The sequence below is a fragment of the Bacillus sp. FSL R5-0585 genome (assembly GCF_038004545.1).
Taxonomy (GTDB): domain Bacteria; phylum Bacillota; class Bacilli; order Bacillales; family Bacillaceae_G; genus Bacillus_A; species Bacillus_A cereus.
Genome location: NZ_JBBORJ010000001.1, coordinates 2,271,587 through 2,287,320, shown reverse-complemented (window position 1 = coordinate 2,287,320; position 15,734 = coordinate 2,271,587). Strand labels below are relative to the sequence as shown.

Here is a 15,734-nt window from a genome sequence, read left to right as displayed (position 1 = left end):
CTAGTATAATTGTTTCCGCAACTAAGGGCAATACAGTAAATAATGATTTGTAGTTTTATGTAAAATCAGACTCGATATAAAATAATAACATTGGGAAAAATTTTTTTACATACAATTTATACTCTTTTCCTTATGGCAGTTTTGAAATAATATCAAAACTCTTTTTCTTTTGCAAAATAGTCGATACCTCAAAATAGCATTCTCCTAATAATTAAGATTAACCATAATCTTCACAACGGAACACAAGATTTTCTCACAAACTTATTTTCTACTGAATTTTTGACAATCTCTTGAACTGTGCGAAATGTCACATCTGTATTTTATAACCTCTCTTATAGTAAGGGTATGTAAGAGAGACGTATTAAAGGAGTGAACAGTATGAAGAAAAAAACTTCAGCACTAATGAGACGTTTAAAATATTTTTCACCAATAGATCGTTATAACGATAATCATACACAAGAAACATATGAAGATCGCGAATGGGAAAATGTGTACAGAAAGCGTTGGCAGCATGATAAAGTAATTCGTTCTACACACGGCGTGAACTGTACTGGTTCATGTAGCTGGAATATATATGTGAAAGATGGAATTGTAACTTGGGAAGGGCAGGAGCTTAACTATCCGACTACAGGTCCTGATATGCCAGATTTTGAACCGCGAGGATGCCCACGTGGAGCAAGTTTTTCTTGGTACATTTATAGTCCACTTCGTGTGAAATACCCGTATGTACGTGGTGTTCTTTGGAATATGTGGCAAGAAGAATTGCAAAATAACGAGTCACCATTAGAGGCTTGGAAAAGCATTGTGGAAAACCGTGAAAAGGCACGTACGTATAAGCAGGCGCGTGGTAAAGGGGGATTCATTCGTGCGAATTGGGATGAAGTGTTACAACTCGTTTCAGCTTCATTACTGTACACAGTAATGAAATACGGTCCAGACCGAAATGTTGGCTTTTCACCAATTCCAGCTATGTCGATGTTAAGTCATGCTGCTGGTAGTCGCTTTATGCAACTTATGGGTGGACCGATGCTTAGCTTCTATGATTGGTATGCGGATTTACCACCAGCTTCTCCTCAAATTTGGGGTGATCAAACAGATGTACCAGAAAGTAGTGACTGGTATAACTCTGGTTACATTATGACATGGGGTTCAAATGTACCAATGACGAGAACACCAGATGCTCACTTTTTAGCAGAGGTTCGATATAAAGGAACGAAAGTCGTTTCTGTTAGTCCTGACTTCGCTGAATCTACAAAGTTTGCGGATGATTGGATTAGTGTGAAACAAGGTACAGATGGTGCACTTGCGATGGCAATGGGGCATGTGATCTTACAAGAATTTTACGTAGATAATCAAGTGGAATATTTCACAAATTATGCGAAGCAATATACTGATTTTCCTTTCTTTGTCACATTGAAACAAAAAGGAGATCAATTCGTTGCTGATCGGTTCTTAAATGCTTCTGATATTGGACGAGAAACGAAGTTAGGGGAATGGAAACCTGTTCTTTGGAACGAGAATACGAATGATTTTGCAACACCTCACGGCACAATGGGGTCACGTTGGGATAATGAAAAGAAATGGAACTTGCGTTTAGAAGATGAAGAAACAGGTGAAAAGATTGATCCACGTCTTTCTTTACTTGGAATGGAAGAAGCGATTGGAACTGTACAAATTCCGTACTTCTCTGATGATGGAAACAAAGTATTAGAACGTACGATTCCAGTGAAAAAGGTTATGACAGAAGAGGGCGAAATGTTCGTTACAACTGTATACGACTTAACGTTAGCAAATTACGGTGTGAACCGAGGGCTTGGCGGACAAGAACCGAAAGACTTCAATGATGACATACCGTTTACACCTGCATGGCAAGAGAAAATGACAGGAGTAAAACGTGAGCTTATTATTCAAATCGCTCGTGAGTTCGCACAAAATGCTGTTGATACGAATGGTCGCTCAATGATAATTGTCGGAGCGGGTATTAACCATTGGTTTAACTCTGATACGATTTATCGCGCCGTTTTAAATCTTGTTCTTCTCGTTGGAGCACAAGGTGTAAACGGCGGTGGTTGGGCTCATTATGTTGGTCAAGAAAAATTAAGACCAGCAGAAGGATGGCAAACAATCGCGATGGCAAAAGATTGGCAAGGTCCACCGAAATTACAAAACGGTACATCCTTCTTCTATTTCGTAACAGATCAATGGCGTTATGAAGATACACCTGTTGGACATTTAGCATCACCAGTTGAAGGTAACTCTCGTTATCAACATCACGGTGATTACAACGTATTAGCTGCACGACTTGGCTGGTTACCTTCTTATCCAACATTCGAGAAAAATGGAATTGAATTATATAAAGAGGCTGTTGCTGCTGGTGCAACAACGCAAGAAGAAATCGGAAAATACGTTGCACAAAAATTAAAAGAAAAAGAACTGAAATTTGCGATTGAAGATCCAGATAACAAAAACAACTTCCCGCGCAACTTATTCGTATGGCGTGCGAATTTAATTTCGAGTTCTGGTAAAGGACATGAATATTTCTTAAAACATTTATTAGGTACAACAAACGGGTTAATGAATGACGACAGTGATTCATTACGACCAGAAGAAATAAAGTGGCATGAAGAAGCGCCAGAAGGGAAGCTTGATTTACTCATTAATTTAGATTTCCGTATGGCTGGAACAGCACTGTATTCTGATATCGTCTTACCTGCTTCAACTTGGTACGAAAAACACGATTTAAGCAGTACAGATATGCATCCATTTGTACATCCATTTAATCCGGCAATCGGTTCACCGTGGGAAGCGCGCTCTGACTGGGATATTTTCACTTCTCTTTCTAAAGCAGTGTCTGATTTAGCGAAGAAAATCGATCTTGAACCAATGAAAGAAGTTGTGGCAACACCGCTTCTTCATGATACACCGCAAGAATTAGCGCAACCACTTGGCAAAATTAAAGACTGGAGTAAAGGCGAGTGTGAACCGATTCCAGGTAAAACGATGCCACAAATTCACGTTGTTGAAAGGGATTATAAAACGATTTATGACAAAATGACTGCGCTTGGACCAAATGCCGGAAAACAACCGATTGGTACGAAAGGGATCTCTTGGTCAGCAGAAAAAGAGTATGAGCAATTAAAGAGCAAATTAGGAGTCGTTCGAACGGATTCTATCGCGAAAGGTTGTCCAGACATCAAAGAAGCAATCAATGCTGCTGAAGCGGTATTAACACTATCTTCTACAACAAACGGTCATATGGCAGTAAAAGCATGGGAAGCACTTGAAAAACAAACAGATTTAAAACTACGTGATTTAGCAGAAGAACGTGAAGAAGAATGCTTTACATTCGAGCAAATTACAGCACAACCGAAAACAGTAATTACTTCTCCGGCCTTTACAGGTTCAGAAAAAGGTGGACGACGTTACTCACCGTTTACAACAAATGTGGAACGTCTCATCCCTTGGAGAACGATAACTGGTCGACAATCTTTCTACTTAGACCATGACATGATGAAAGAATTTGGTGAAACGATGGCAACATTTAAACCAATTCTGCAACATAAACCGTTCCGTAAATCACGACCTGAAGTAGAAGGGAAAGAAATTACATTAAACTATTTAACACCGCATAATAAGTGGTCGATTCATAGTATGTACTTTGATTCATTACCGATGTTAACGCTATTTAGAGGTGGTCCAACTGTTTGGATGAATAAAGAGGACGCTGCTGAAGCTGGTGTTGCAGATAATGATTGGATTGAGTGCTTTAATCGTAACGGTGTTGTTGTAGCGCGTGCTGTTGTAACGCACCGTATACCGAGAGGAATGGCATTTATGCACCATGCGCAAGATCGTCACATTAACGTACCTGGTACGAAATTAACAAGTAACCGCGGGGGAACGCATAATAGTCCAACTCGAATTCACGTAAAACCGACACATATGATTGGTGGATACGGTCAATTAAGTTATGGATTTAACTATTATGGTCCGACTGGGAACCAGCGTGATTTAAATGTTGTAATCCGTAAACTGAAGGAGGTAGATTGGCTTGAAGATTAAAGCGCAAGTCGGAATGGTAATGAACCTAGATAAATGCATCGGCTGTCATACTTGTAGCGTAACATGCAAAAACACCTGGACAAATCGTCCAGGTGCTGAATATATGTATTTCAATAACGTAGAAACGAAACCAGGTATTGGTTATCCGAAACAATGGGAAGATCAGGAGAAATATAAAGGCGGCTGGGAATTGAAAAATGGTGAAATTCAGCTAAAATCCGGTTCGAAAATGAAACGTCTTATGAATATTTTCTACAATCCAGATCAACCAACGATTGATGATTACTTTGAACCTTGGAACTATGATTATGAAACGTTAACAAATAGTCCGCAGCGTAAGCATCAGCCAGTTGCTCGTCCGAAATCAGCAATTACAGGCGAATTTATCGACAAAATTGAATGGGGTCCAAACTGGGAAGATGACTTAGCAGGCGGACATATAACTGGATTGCAAGATCCAAATGTAAAGAAAATGGAAGAAGAAATTAAAACAGATTTTGAAAACGTCTTTATGATGTATTTACCACGCATATGTGAACATTGTATGAATCCATCTTGCATATCATCTTGTCCATCTGGTGCGATGTATAAACGTGAAGAAGATGGAATTGTTCTTGTAGATCAAAATGCATGTCGCGCATGGAGATTCTGCGTATCATCTTGTCCATATAAAAAAGTGTATTTTAACTGGCAAACGAATAAAGCTGAAAAATGTACAATGTGCTTCCCACGTATTGAAGCTGGTATGCCAACAATTTGTTCAGAAACATGTGTAGGACGTATCAGGTATATTGGAGTAATGCTATATGACGCTGATAAAGTAAAAGAAGCAGCTTCTGTTGAAGACGAAAAAGATTTATATGAATCTCAGCTTACTGTTTTCCTAGATCCAAATGATCCAGAAATAGCAGCTGAAGCGAAAAAACAAGGCATTCCTGAAGAATGGATTAAAGCAGCACAACAGTCACCTATCTATAAAATGATTATCGATTGGAAAATTGCTCTGCCTCTTCACCCGGAGTATCGTACAATGCCGATGGTTTGGTATATCCCTCCGCTTAGCCCAATTATGAACATGGTGGAAGGGAAAGGTAGTAAATGGCAAGCAGAAGAGGTTTTCCCTGCAATTGATAATATGCGTATTCCAATTCAATATTTAGCGAATTTACTCACTGCAGGGGATGAATCACACATTCGTCTTACATTGAAAAAAATGGCTGTTATGCGAACATATATGAGAGCACTGCAAATTAATAAAGAGCCAAATGAAGCTGTATTAAAAGAACTTGGTTTAACAAAACAGGATGTAGAAGATATGTATCGTCTTCTTGCCATTGCGAAATATAAAGATCGCTTCGTTATCCCGACATCTCACCGTGAACAAGTGGCAGATTTATATAGCGAACAAGGAAGCTGTGGTTTATCATTCACAGGTGGTCCAGGCTCTTGTATGACAATTTCTTAAATAAAGGGGGCAGAAAATTATGAGACAAAGTTTACAAACAGCTTTTTCTTGTTCTTCTTTTCTTCTCTCCTATCCTGAACTAGGGTGGAGAGAAGCTGTAACTGAATTGCAAAAAGAGGTTGAAACAATAAAACAGGAAGACGTTAAAGCGTCACTTACAGCCTTTATAAAGCAAGTTCTAAATAAAACGAATGATCAACTCATTGATAGTTACGTATATACATTCGATTTTGGTAAGAAAACAAATATGTATCTTACTTATATGAACACTGGTGAACAAAGAGAAAGAGGTATTGAATTACTGGAGTTAAAACAGCATTATAAAAAATCTGGTTTTGAAGTAACAGATAAAGAATTACCTGATTATTTACCGCTATTGCTTGAGTTCTTTGCAAATGCAAATGAGATAGACAGTGAACCAATTATGAGTAAATACACGGAGAATATACAAGCGTTACACGTTCAATTAAAAGAAGCAGACAGTATGTATGAACCAATTCTTGCGGCTGTTCTACTCGCTATCGAAACATGGGGTGTACAGACAAATTAGAAAGGAGAGTTGTTAAAATGATGGATCAATTTCTATGGGTATTGTTTCCCTATATCATTTTTGCAATCTTTATCGGTGGACATATTTTTAGATACAACTATGATCAATTTGGATGGACATCAAAATCTAGTGAACTATTAGAAAAGAAGATGCTCCGGGTCGGGAGTCTATTATTCCACTTTGGGATCATGTTCGTAATTGGCGGTCATGTTATGGGAATTTTAATTCCAGAAGCTGTATACCGTTCAATAGGTATCTCTGAGCATATGTATCATGTAGTAGCAATTAGTTTTGGGCTTCCGGCAGGTGTTGCTTCTATTATCGGTTTAATTATATTAACGTACCGCCGCGTAACTGTAAAACGTATCATTGCAACGAGTACAAAGGGAGATTATATTGCGCTTATTTTATTACTTATCGTAATGCTAGCAGGACTTTCTTCAACATTTTTAAATATCGATTCAAAAGGATTTGATTATCGTACAACAATTGGCCCTTGGTTCCGAAGTCTCTTTATTTTCCAACCGAAAGTTGAATATATGATGGAAGTACCAGTATGGTTTAAAATTCATATTCTTGCAGGGATGGGTTTATTCGCAGTATGGCCATTTACAAGACTAGTACATGTATTTAGTGCCCCAATTAAATATGTAAGCCGTAGTTATGTAATTTACAGAAGACGTATTCCTAATGAGTTGAAAAAATAATACTGCTGTAAACGGATAGGAGCTAATGGTTAAAACGAAACGAGGTCTAATATGGAAGGCCTCGTTTTTGTTTACATAGGGAATAACCGTTAATAAATAGCTTAAATTGAAAGAAGATTAGCATCTAAATAAGATGCTAATCAATGCTACAAACAGAAGCAGAGCAATCTTCACAAGCAATTTCACATTTTAAAAATTGTAAATCGTGGATTGTAATCTTTCCTTTATGAATTGAAATTGTACCTTGCTTTTTTAATTCATTTAACATTCGATTTACACTTTCACGTGAAGTTGCACAGAAATTAGCGAGTTCTTGATTCGTTAATGGTAAATCGATGAGAATACCATTTTCTTTTAATACACCGTAACTATTTGTCATTCGTATAAGAGTAGAGTACAGGGCACCTTTTTTGCCGTGTAATACTAAATCTCGGAACTTCGTTTGCATTCTTCTTAAATGTTCACTAATCCATTTCATAAATTCAAATACAAGAGCGGGTTTTTGGAGTAATGCTTTTTCTAACGCTTCACGTTTTATTACACCTACTTCAACATCTTCAAGACATTTTGAGTTTAATAAATATTTTGCATTATCCGTGAACAATGTTAATTCTCCAATAATGTCATATTCCGAACAAATTCGAAGTGTTAATTCTTGTCCGTCAGCACTAAGTTTACTAATTTGTACTTTCCCTGAGTGAATGATATAGAGTTCTGTTGCCTCCATACCTTCTTGAAAAATAAAACTACCTTTTTTTATCTGCATTTTATATTCAACAGATGCAAGTAATTCTTTTAAGTCTTGAGATAATGTCATACTGTTTGCCACAGTGATCACCTTTCTTCTTATAAGCAATACATTTCCTATTTTGAGTGTAAGTATGATGAAAATGCAAGAGCTATTTAAAAATAAATTGAAATTTCAATGACCGTAAGGAGGAGTGGCTAAAGATGTGAACAAAATGCGAACGGATTTGTGAAAATTTTTTGAATGGGGAAAGTGATGTGAGAAAAGTCACATTGAATATGTAGCTTCTTTTTTATAATGAAGGCAAATAAAAAAATGAAAACTTACTAAGGATTGCAGCAGAAAAGAAGGGATATAGATGCACGAGAACATGAAAGATTCTTTAAAGCGGCCACTTCAAGATTTACGCATTTCAGTTATTGATCGTTGTAATTTTAGGTGCACATATTGTATGCCTGCTGAAGTGTTCGGACCTGATTATGCTTTTTTACAGGAAGAGTGTTTATTAACATTTAATGAAATAGAAAGGTTAGCTAGATTATTTATAAGTATGGGAGTTAATAAAATTAGGCTTACTGGCGGTGAACCTTTATTGCGTAAAGACTTACCGAAATTAATTGCAAGACTTACAAATCTAGAAGGCTTAAAAGACATTGGACTCACAACAAACGGAATTCATTTAGCAAAACAAGCTAAGGCGCTAAAAGACGCGGGATTAAAACGTGTAAATATTAGTTTAGATGCGATAGAGGACCATGTCTTCAAAAAAATTAACGGAAGAAATGTAAGTACAAAACCTGTACTGAAAGGAATAGAAGCAGCAAATGCTGCTGGATTAGAAGTAAAGGTAAATATGGTCGTAAAAAAAGGGATGAATGATAGTCAAATTCTTCATATGGCTCGTTATTTTAAAGAAAAAGAAATTCAGCTCCGTTTCATTGAGTTTATGGATGTAGGCAGTACAAACGGATGGAATTTTGAAGAAGTCATTACGAAGGAACAATTAATAGAGAAAATTAATCGTGTATATCCAATTGAGCCCGCTCAGCCTCGTTATTTTGGAGAGGTTGCGAAATTGTATCGATATGTAGGGAGTAATGCAGAAGTTGGATTTATTACTTCTGTTTCTGAGTCATTTTGTTCTTCTTGTACGAGAGCTCGTATTTCGGCAGACGGCAAGTTTTTCACATGCCTATTTGGAGCGAAAGGAACGGATTTGCGAACGCTTCTTCGAGAAAATATTTCTGATGCATCACTATTAAAAATTTTAAATGATACATGGCGATATAGAACAGATCGATATTCAGATGAAAGAACGGTTGAGAATACAAGTAAACGTCCAAAAGTTGAAATGTCTTACATTGGTGGATAGTGAAAGGAGGATTTCTTATGCAAGAGCGTTATTCAAGACAAGTGTTGTTTTCTGGAATTGGTGAAATGGGACAAAGAAAAATAAGAGAAAAGCATGTGCTCCTAATCGGTGCGGGTGCGCTAGGAGCTGCGAATGCAGAAGCACTTGCTAGGATGGGAATTGGGAAATTGACAATTGCTGATCGTGACTACGTCGAATGGAGTAATTTACAGCGGCAGCAGTTATATACAGAAGAAGATGCGCAGCAGTGTAAACCAAAAGCAATTGCAGCAGCAGAACATGTAAGGAAGATTAATTCTGAAGTGGAAATTGTACCAGTTGTAACAGATGTCACAATGCGAGAAATAGAAGAGTTAACAAAAGATGTGGATCTCATATTAGATGCGACTGACAATTTCGATACGCGTCTACTTATAAATGACATTTCACAAAAAGAAAATATACCTTGGATATATGGCGGATGCATTGGGAGTTACGGTGTAACGTATACAATTCTTCCTGGGAAAACACCATGTTTTCGCTGTCTAATGGATCATCCTATGGGCGGTGCAACATGCGATACAGCCGGAATCATTCAGCCAGCTGTACAAATGGTCGTTGCTCACCAAGTTACAGAGGCGATGAAAATATTGGTGGGTGATTATGAATCATTAAGAGGAACGATGTTGTCATTTGATATTTGGAACAATCAATATCTCTCATTAAAAGTAAATAGACAGAAGAAAAATACATGTCCATCTTGTGGAAATACACGCACGTATCCAAGTTTAACATTTGAAGCACAGATGAAAACGGAAGTGCTATGTGGACGGAATACGGTTCAAATCCGTCCAGGGATAAAACGTGTTCTTCATTTAGAGGAAGTTCAAAAACGATTACAAAAAAGTGTACTTGTCCAAAAAACGCCTTACTTACTATCATTTCTAATTGATGAATATCGTTTCGTTTTATTTACAGACGGTAGGGCATTTATTCATGGAACAAATGATGTGAAAATAGCAAAACGATTATACGCAAAATATATAGGATGAACAGAAAGAGAGTTGCCCCTTATTAAAACGAGGTGAAAAAGAATGTTAGAAAAACGTATACCAATTCCAGTAGCAGAAGCAGTTGCTCGTGTAATGAAATATGCCTACCAAGGTGAAATAGAAAAGGTTTCTCTTATAGAAAGCTACGGTAGAACACTTGGAGAAGATGTTATTGCAGATCATGATGTTCCGCATTTTGATCGCTCTCCGTACGACGGGTTTGCGATTCGAGCGGAAGATACAAAAGAAGCGAGTAGTAGTAACCCCATTCAATTTGAAGTAATTGGCGAAATTGGAGCAGGCTTTGTTTTTACAGAAGAAGTGAAAGAATTTCAAGCTGTCCGTATTATGACAGGTGCGGCAATTCCTGCGGGGTGTAATGCAGTAGTTATGTTAGAGCTAACGGAAGGATTTGAAGAAAACGAAAAGACTTATATGAAATTGAAACGCTCCTTTGTTGCTGGGGATAACATTTCTTTTAAAGGAGAAGATGTAAAACAAAATAGCATTCTGGTGAAAAAAGGGACTGTTATTAAACCTGGAGTTGCAGCGCTTCTTGCTACGTTTGGTTATAGTACGGTATATGTTGTAAAACAGCCAGTCATTGGAATTGTAACGACAGGAAGTGAACTGCTCGAAGTACATGAACAATTAAAGCCAGGGAAGATTCGAAATAGTAACTCTTATATGGTAGCTGCTCAAATTGAACGAGCAGGTGGAATTGTACAGTATTATGGGCAATTCGCTGACAATTTTGAGACGTGTTATAACACTATAAAAAAAGCGATAAAAGAAGTTGATATATTAATTACAACTGGTGGCGTTTCAGTAGGAGACTATGATTATTTACCGGCTATTTATGAGAGATTACAAGCTAATGTACTTTTTAACAAAATAGCGATGCGACCAGGAAGTGTGACAACTGTAGCTGAGTTAGAGGGAAAACTATTATTTGGTCTATCTGGTAATCCTTCTGCTTGTTATGTCGGATGTGAATTGTTTGTTCGACCTGTCATTGGAACATACTTGCATAGGAAAGATCCGCACATATATCGTGCAGAGGCAATATTACAAAAAGACTTTCCGAAAGCAAATCCATTTACTCGATTTGTAAGAGGGAAAGTAGAAATTGTAGATGGAACATTGCAAGCTATACCAGTTGGTTTAGATAAATCTAGTGCAATTTCTTCACTTGCAGAGGCGAACGCATTTATCGTCCTGCCAGGAGGAACGAGAGGATTTGAAGCAGGAATAACTGTTTCCGTACTGTTATTAGAATCAAACGCTGGAAGTGAGTGGCCGTGGGAAGAACCACTTCGATCATACAAATAATAGAAAAATAGATTACTAACTTATACAAAGATAAGAGGTGCAAAATGATACAAACGTATTATGAAGTAATTGATACACCTATTTCAATTGAGGAAGTTACAAACAAAGTAATTCGTCGTGAGTGTGGCGCAGTTACTACTTTCGTTGGTACTGTTAGAGAATTTACGAAAGGACGTCGTACGCTATATTTAGAGTATGTAGCATATAAAACAATGGCAGAAAAACAACTTGAGAGAATTGGTACTGAAGTAGGAGAGAGGTGGTCTGGGACATTTGTCGCCATTACACATCGCATTGGTACATTACAAATTTCTGATCTTGCTGTTGTCGTCGCTGTTTCTACACCACACCGGAAAGCTGCATATGAGGCGAACGAATATATTATGGAGCGTATAAAACAAATCGTTCCAATTTGGAAGAAAGAATTTTGGGAAGATGGTGAATCATGGATTGGTGATCAGTTAGAGAATGTAGCATATGAGAATGGTGAACCTGAAGAGGAGATGAGAATATGATTGAAGTACTATTATTTGCACATTTACAAGAAGAAGTAAGTAAGCCAGCATTACAAATCGATTGTGAAAATATTACAGTTGCTGAACTAAAGAAGGTACTCATTAAGAAATACAACGTAGCGATTTCAAATGAAATCATGGTAGCTATAAATGAAGAGTATGCAAATGAGAATGACATCATTCAAACTGGTGATACTGTGGCGATGATTCCGCCAGTAAGTGGTGGTTGATTCTTTTCGACTTAATCATGTTACGACGTGATTAGGCTGGAGAGAATGAATATAACTATGCATACATAGGAGGGAACAGGATGAAAAGTCCTAATTTTCAATTAAGTTTACAAACTTCTAATCTAATTATAGGTTTTATGGTATGGGTCATTTTATCATCATTAATGCCTTATATTAAAGTGGATATCCCATTAACTGCGGGGCAAATTTCTATGGTCACAGCAGTACCCGTTATTTTAGGATCTGTTCTTCGCATTCCAATTGGTTATTGGACAAATCGTTTCGGAGCAAGAAAATTATTCTTTATTAGTTTTATTCTATTATTACTTCCTGTCTTTTATATTAGTGTTGCCAATTCTATGATGGATTTAATTATTGGTGGATTATTTGTAGGAATCGGTGGTGCTGTATTCTCTGTAGGAGTAACTTCTTTACCAAAATACTTTCCGAAAGAGAGTCATGGTTTTGTAAATGGTATTTACGGTGTCGGTAACGCCGGAACAGCAATTACTTCATTTTTAGCGCCTGTTATCGCAACTTCAGTTGGCTGGAGAACGACAGTACAATGTTATTTAGTTTTACTTGCAGCATTTGCACTTATGAACTTTTTATTAGGTGATCGTAAGGAGAAAAAGGTGAATACACCATTAATGGAACAAATAAAAGGTGTATATAAAAATGAGAAACTTTGGTTTTTATGTATCTTTTACTTTTTAACATTCGGATCATTTGTCGCATTTACCGTCTACTTACCAAACTTTTTAGTATCTCACTTCGGATTAGAGAAAGTAGATGCTGGTATGCGAACTGCAGGATTCATTGTACTCGCAACAATTATGCGTCCGATTGGTGGTTGGCTCGGCGATAAGTTTAATCCATTTAAAATATTAATCTTCGTATTTATCGGTTTAACACTTTCAGGTATTATTTTATCATTCATGCCTAGTATGAACGTGTATACATTTGGTTGCTTACTAGTCGCATTTTGTGCAGGCATTGGTAATGGTACAATCTTTAAACTCGTTCCAATGTACTTCTCAGAACAAGCAGGTATTGTAAATGGACTCGTTTCAGCTTTAGGCGGACTAGGAGGGTTCTTCCCGCCCCTAATTTTAACATTACTATTCCAACTAACAGGCCATTATGCAATTGGATTTATGGCATTATCAGAAGTCGCACTTGCTTGTTTAATCATTACAGTGTGGATGTATAGTCAAGAAAAGCTGTTAGTGATGTTAAAGAATCATTAATAAGGAAAAAGAACCATCCCAAAGTATTTTGGGATGGTTCTTTTAGTAATAGGCTTCAACATGTTTTTATTGCTATCTCAATAAACGCTTGTTTTCTATAAGAATGTGTTTTTAAAATGAAAAACAGAAGGCTTATGGAATTTTATTTTAAAATATAGAAGTCAAAAGTTATTCAATTAAAGGGTAGATTAGTGAAGGAAATCTTAAATCTATTCTAAAGATCGAACTCATTTTTAGAATGCAAATATTTAATTGAATCGGGATGTTTAGATGAAAAAAATATAAGTCCACTCAAGATAAACAAGTATCAGGTGTGTTAGGTAGTTTAAGCGACAAGTATGGGATTGATGTAAGTATTCTTCGCATAGTAACTGCAGTATCAGATTTTTTTAGGGCCAAATTTTTTGGTAAGGCTAACGGATATTGTGAAAAAAGTACTACACTAAAGAATACAGTTTAGTTCGATAAGATAAAATTATGAATTTGTATAAATAATCCATAATTTTCTTTATGAGTTATATTTGATATGTTAAAGAAAAGAGAGGGGAGGGAAATGAAATAAGAATTTTTGATGAGCATTTTCATATTATCGATTTCAGTTTTCTGAGTATTGAGAACTAAGGGTGTTTTCCGATGAATGAAATGTGGTCCATATTTAGTAAAGAGTTTAATCCAACTATAATATATTTGGAATGAGGTTTTACATGTTTGTTTTTATTATATTAGACGTGATATTACCAATATTAATATTGATGCTAATTGGTGCAATCTTACAAAGAAAGTTTCAATTTAACTTAAAGCAGCTATCTACACTTATTACTTATTGCTTGATGCCAGCGGCTGTATTTGTGAATATATATGATATTCGTATAGAAACAGGTTTGTTGCTCCAGATAATATACTATTTAATGCTTTATAGTCTGAGTCTGATCATAGTAAGTCATTTCATTTCAAAAATATTAAAGTTAGAAAAAGGAGAAAGTGCAGCTCTAAAAAATAGCATTTCGTTAATGAATTCCGGTAATTATGGGTTACCAGTAAGTCAATTGATTTTCAGTCACAATCCAGTGGGGGTTTCCATTCAAATTTTTATTGTTATTTTCCAGAATCTTTTAACTTATTCATATGGGATATATAACTTACTATCAGCAACAAAAACAATCGGAGGTATTATTCAATCATTTCTAAGACTGCCTGTATTTCATGCACTCGTATTAGGGGTTTTCTTTCAATCTTTTACAATTCAAATACCTAATTCTATCTTTATTCCTCTTAATCAGCTTGCGAATGGTTTTGTTGCAATAGCACTCATATTGCTAGGGGCACAATTATCCAACATTAAGCTTAATTTTTTCCATCGAGTCATAACATGGGCTTTAATTGGAAGGTTACTGATGGGACCATTATTAGCACTTGCTATGATATATCTACTAAACATGGATGGTATTGTTGCACAATCATTATTTATTGCAAGTTCTTTTCCTACTTCAAGAAATACATCAACCATTGCTATGGAATATCAAATAGAGCCTGAATTACATGCACAAATCGTTTTATTTTCAACAATTTTCAGCATTATTACAGTAACTGTCGTTATTTATTTATCATATATTTTGTTTTGAATATACGTGCAAAAACGAAAAGATTTGAGGCGGTAAATGATGGACAGAAGTCCTATAGATATGAGAAGAAAACAGTCTTTCATATATTGGGTGTCGTTTACAATTGTACCATGTTTCATAATCTAGTGACTTAATTCAAAAAAAGAAACTTATTAGGGTTTATTTCGTATGGAAATCTTTAAAGTATTTACATATAGACTTGCGAAAAAAAGACACAATCTCGCTTATAATTAAAGTTATATGAGCTTAGGGTGATAGCGATGGGGTGGGAGTGTTATGCATAATTGCCACTAAGGGAGATGATTAAAAGTTGAGTAAACAGAATATCAGCACAATAGTTTCAGGAGATTTGATTGTTACCCATCTAATTGGCCAGATTAATACAGAGGATGTGTATGAATGGTTTAATGATTTTGAGCAGGTTTGTCAGCAATTTATTTCTGAGGGTCGGAAATACAAATTGTTGGTGGATAGAAAAGGGTATACCCCAAATCATTTTTCTGTTCAAAAAGTATGGAAAGATAAGTTTTTCAATGAAACCATTTTGAATCATAGTAAGGCAATTGCATTTCTTCTTGAAGAAGGAGAGATACTGAAGTATTTGCAACAATCCAATACAAAAGAATCCGTGGAGTTTTTTAATGATTATGAACAAGCGCTAATTTGGTTGAATGAATATCCAATATAAAAACTGAATAGAAAGAGTTGCTTGTAATGTTGCACTTGTCATGAAATTTACTTGTTTACAAGTTGCAAACACCATTTATTTTCTTCATAGATTGCTTGTGAAATAAAAGAACGGAACTACAACAAAAAGAACAAACATCCCCTAAAAAACGTTTGTCCAAAG

13 protein-coding genes and 1 pseudogene are annotated in these 15,734 nt (G+C 36.2%); 13 read left to right on the top strand and 1 reads right to left on the bottom strand.

The window, feature by feature from the left end; all coding sequences use genetic code 11:
* Positions 1 to 378 precede the first annotated feature (378 nt).
* From MKY38_RS11650 to narI, 4 genes are read left to right on the top strand one after another with little or no spacing between them, the layout of a single operon-like run.
* Positions 379 to 4,062, top strand: a complete 3,684-nt coding sequence (locus MKY38_RS11650; RefSeq protein WP_078439265.1) for a nitrate reductase subunit alpha — start codon at positions 379 to 381, stop codon at positions 4,060 to 4,062.
* On the top strand, positions 4,052 to 5,527 hold the full coding sequence (narH, locus tag MKY38_RS11645) for a nitrate reductase subunit beta (RefSeq protein ID WP_341049071.1): 1,476 nt from the start codon (positions 4,052 to 4,054) through the stop codon (positions 5,525 to 5,527). Before MKY38_RS11650 ends, narH begins: the two co-directional genes overlap by 11 nt.
* Positions 5,528 to 5,546: 19 nt before the next feature.
* Entirely contained in the window at positions 5,547 to 6,077 is a 531-nt protein-coding gene (gene narJ / locus MKY38_RS11640; RefSeq protein WP_070180074.1) for a nitrate reductase molybdenum cofactor assembly chaperone, read from the top strand.
* A 17-nt stretch (positions 6,078 to 6,094) separates the two neighbouring features.
* Positions 6,095 to 6,784: a respiratory nitrate reductase subunit gamma gene (gene narI / locus MKY38_RS11635; RefSeq protein WP_065223589.1), complete on the top strand. Its 690-nt coding sequence runs from the start codon at positions 6,095 to 6,097 to the stop codon at positions 6,782 to 6,784.
* Positions 6,785 to 6,920: 136 nt separating this feature from the next.
* Here the strand turns inward: narI and MKY38_RS11630 are convergent, their stop codons facing one another.
* A complete protein-coding gene (locus MKY38_RS11630) occupies positions 6,921 to 7,613 on the bottom strand; it encodes a Crp/Fnr family transcriptional regulator (RefSeq protein ID WP_000013866.1) in 693 nt (230 codons plus the stop codon).
* 277 nt (positions 7,614 to 7,890) lie between these two features.
* Between MKY38_RS11630 and moaA the strand changes: the two genes are divergently transcribed.
* The 9 genes and pseudogenes from moaA to MKY38_RS11585 all read left to right on the top strand — a co-directional run bounded on the left by moaA (position 7,891) and on the right by MKY38_RS11585 (position 15,572).
* A complete protein-coding gene (gene moaA, locus MKY38_RS11625) occupies positions 7,891 to 8,904 on the top strand; it encodes a GTP 3',8-cyclase MoaA (protein WP_000545029.1) in 1,014 nt (337 codons plus the stop codon).
* A gap of 17 nt (positions 8,905 to 8,921) precedes the next feature.
* Positions 8,922 to 9,935, top strand: coding sequence for a molybdopterin-synthase adenylyltransferase MoeB (locus tag MKY38_RS11620; protein WP_070179284.1), 1,014 nt, complete (start codon positions 8,922 to 8,924; stop codon positions 9,933 to 9,935).
* Between the two features lie 42 nt (positions 9,936 to 9,977).
* Positions 9,978 to 11,267, top strand: coding sequence for a molybdopterin molybdotransferase MoeA (locus MKY38_RS11615; RefSeq protein ID WP_070180075.1), 1,290 nt, complete (start codon positions 9,978 to 9,980; stop codon positions 11,265 to 11,267).
* 44 nt (positions 11,268 to 11,311) lie between these two features.
* Positions 11,312 to 11,782, top strand: coding sequence for a molybdenum cofactor biosynthesis protein MoaE (locus MKY38_RS11610; protein WP_070180076.1), 471 nt, complete (start codon positions 11,312 to 11,314; stop codon positions 11,780 to 11,782).
* A complete protein-coding gene (gene moaD / locus MKY38_RS11605) occupies positions 11,779 to 12,012 on the top strand; it encodes a molybdopterin converting factor subunit 1 (protein ID WP_000573682.1) in 234 nt (77 codons plus the stop codon). The genes MKY38_RS11610 and moaD overlap by 4 nt, the downstream gene beginning before the upstream one ends.
* Before the next feature lie 80 nt (positions 12,013 to 12,092).
* Entirely contained in the window at positions 12,093 to 13,262 is a 1,170-nt protein-coding gene (narK, locus tag MKY38_RS11600; RefSeq protein WP_000841857.1) for a nitrate transporter NarK, read from the top strand.
* Positions 13,263 to 13,536: 274 nt separating this feature from the next.
* Positions 13,537 to 13,665: pseudogene (locus MKY38_RS11595) on the top strand (PspC domain-containing protein); the annotation flags it as partial.
* A 301-nt stretch (positions 13,666 to 13,966) separates the two neighbouring features.
* Positions 13,967 to 14,884: an AEC family transporter gene (locus MKY38_RS11590; protein ID WP_070180077.1), complete on the top strand. Its 918-nt coding sequence runs from the start codon at positions 13,967 to 13,969 to the stop codon at positions 14,882 to 14,884.
* A 310-nt stretch (positions 14,885 to 15,194) separates the two neighbouring features.
* The gene (locus MKY38_RS11585) at positions 15,195 to 15,572 is read left to right on the top strand and encodes an STAS/SEC14 domain-containing protein (RefSeq protein WP_341049062.1); all 378 of its coding nucleotides are present in this window, start codon (positions 15,195 to 15,197) and stop codon (positions 15,570 to 15,572) included.
* Positions 15,573 to 15,734: the final 162 nt, after the last annotated feature.

Excerpts from the sequence above, each read along its gene's own strand:
- narJ (WP_070180074.1), top strand. The coding sequence starts at position 5,547 with ATGAGACAAAGTTTACAAACAGCTTTTTCTTGTTCTTCTTTTCTTCTC.
- moaD (WP_000573682.1), top strand. The coding sequence starts at position 11,779 with ATGATTGAAGTACTATTATTTGCACATTTACAAGAAGAAGTAAGTAAG.
- narK (WP_000841857.1), top strand. The coding sequence starts at position 12,093 with ATGAAAAGTCCTAATTTTCAATTAAGTTTACAAACTTCTAATCTAATT.
- moaA (WP_000545029.1), top strand. The coding sequence starts at position 7,891 with ATGCACGAGAACATGAAAGATTCTTTAAAGCGGCCACTTCAAGATTTA.
- narI (WP_065223589.1), top strand. The coding sequence starts at position 6,095 with ATGATGGATCAATTTCTATGGGTATTGTTTCCCTATATCATTTTTGCA.
- MKY38_RS11590 (WP_070180077.1), top strand. The coding sequence starts at position 13,967 with ATGTTTGTTTTTATTATATTAGACGTGATATTACCAATATTAATATTG.
- MKY38_RS11650 (WP_078439265.1), top strand. The coding sequence starts at position 379 with ATGAAGAAAAAAACTTCAGCACTAATGAGACGTTTAAAATATTTTTCA.
- MKY38_RS11610 (WP_070180076.1), top strand. The coding sequence starts at position 11,312 with ATGATACAAACGTATTATGAAGTAATTGATACACCTATTTCAATTGAG.
- MKY38_RS11615 (WP_070180075.1), top strand. The coding sequence starts at position 9,978 with ATGTTAGAAAAACGTATACCAATTCCAGTAGCAGAAGCAGTTGCTCGT.
- MKY38_RS11620 (WP_070179284.1), top strand. The coding sequence starts at position 8,922 with ATGCAAGAGCGTTATTCAAGACAAGTGTTGTTTTCTGGAATTGGTGAA.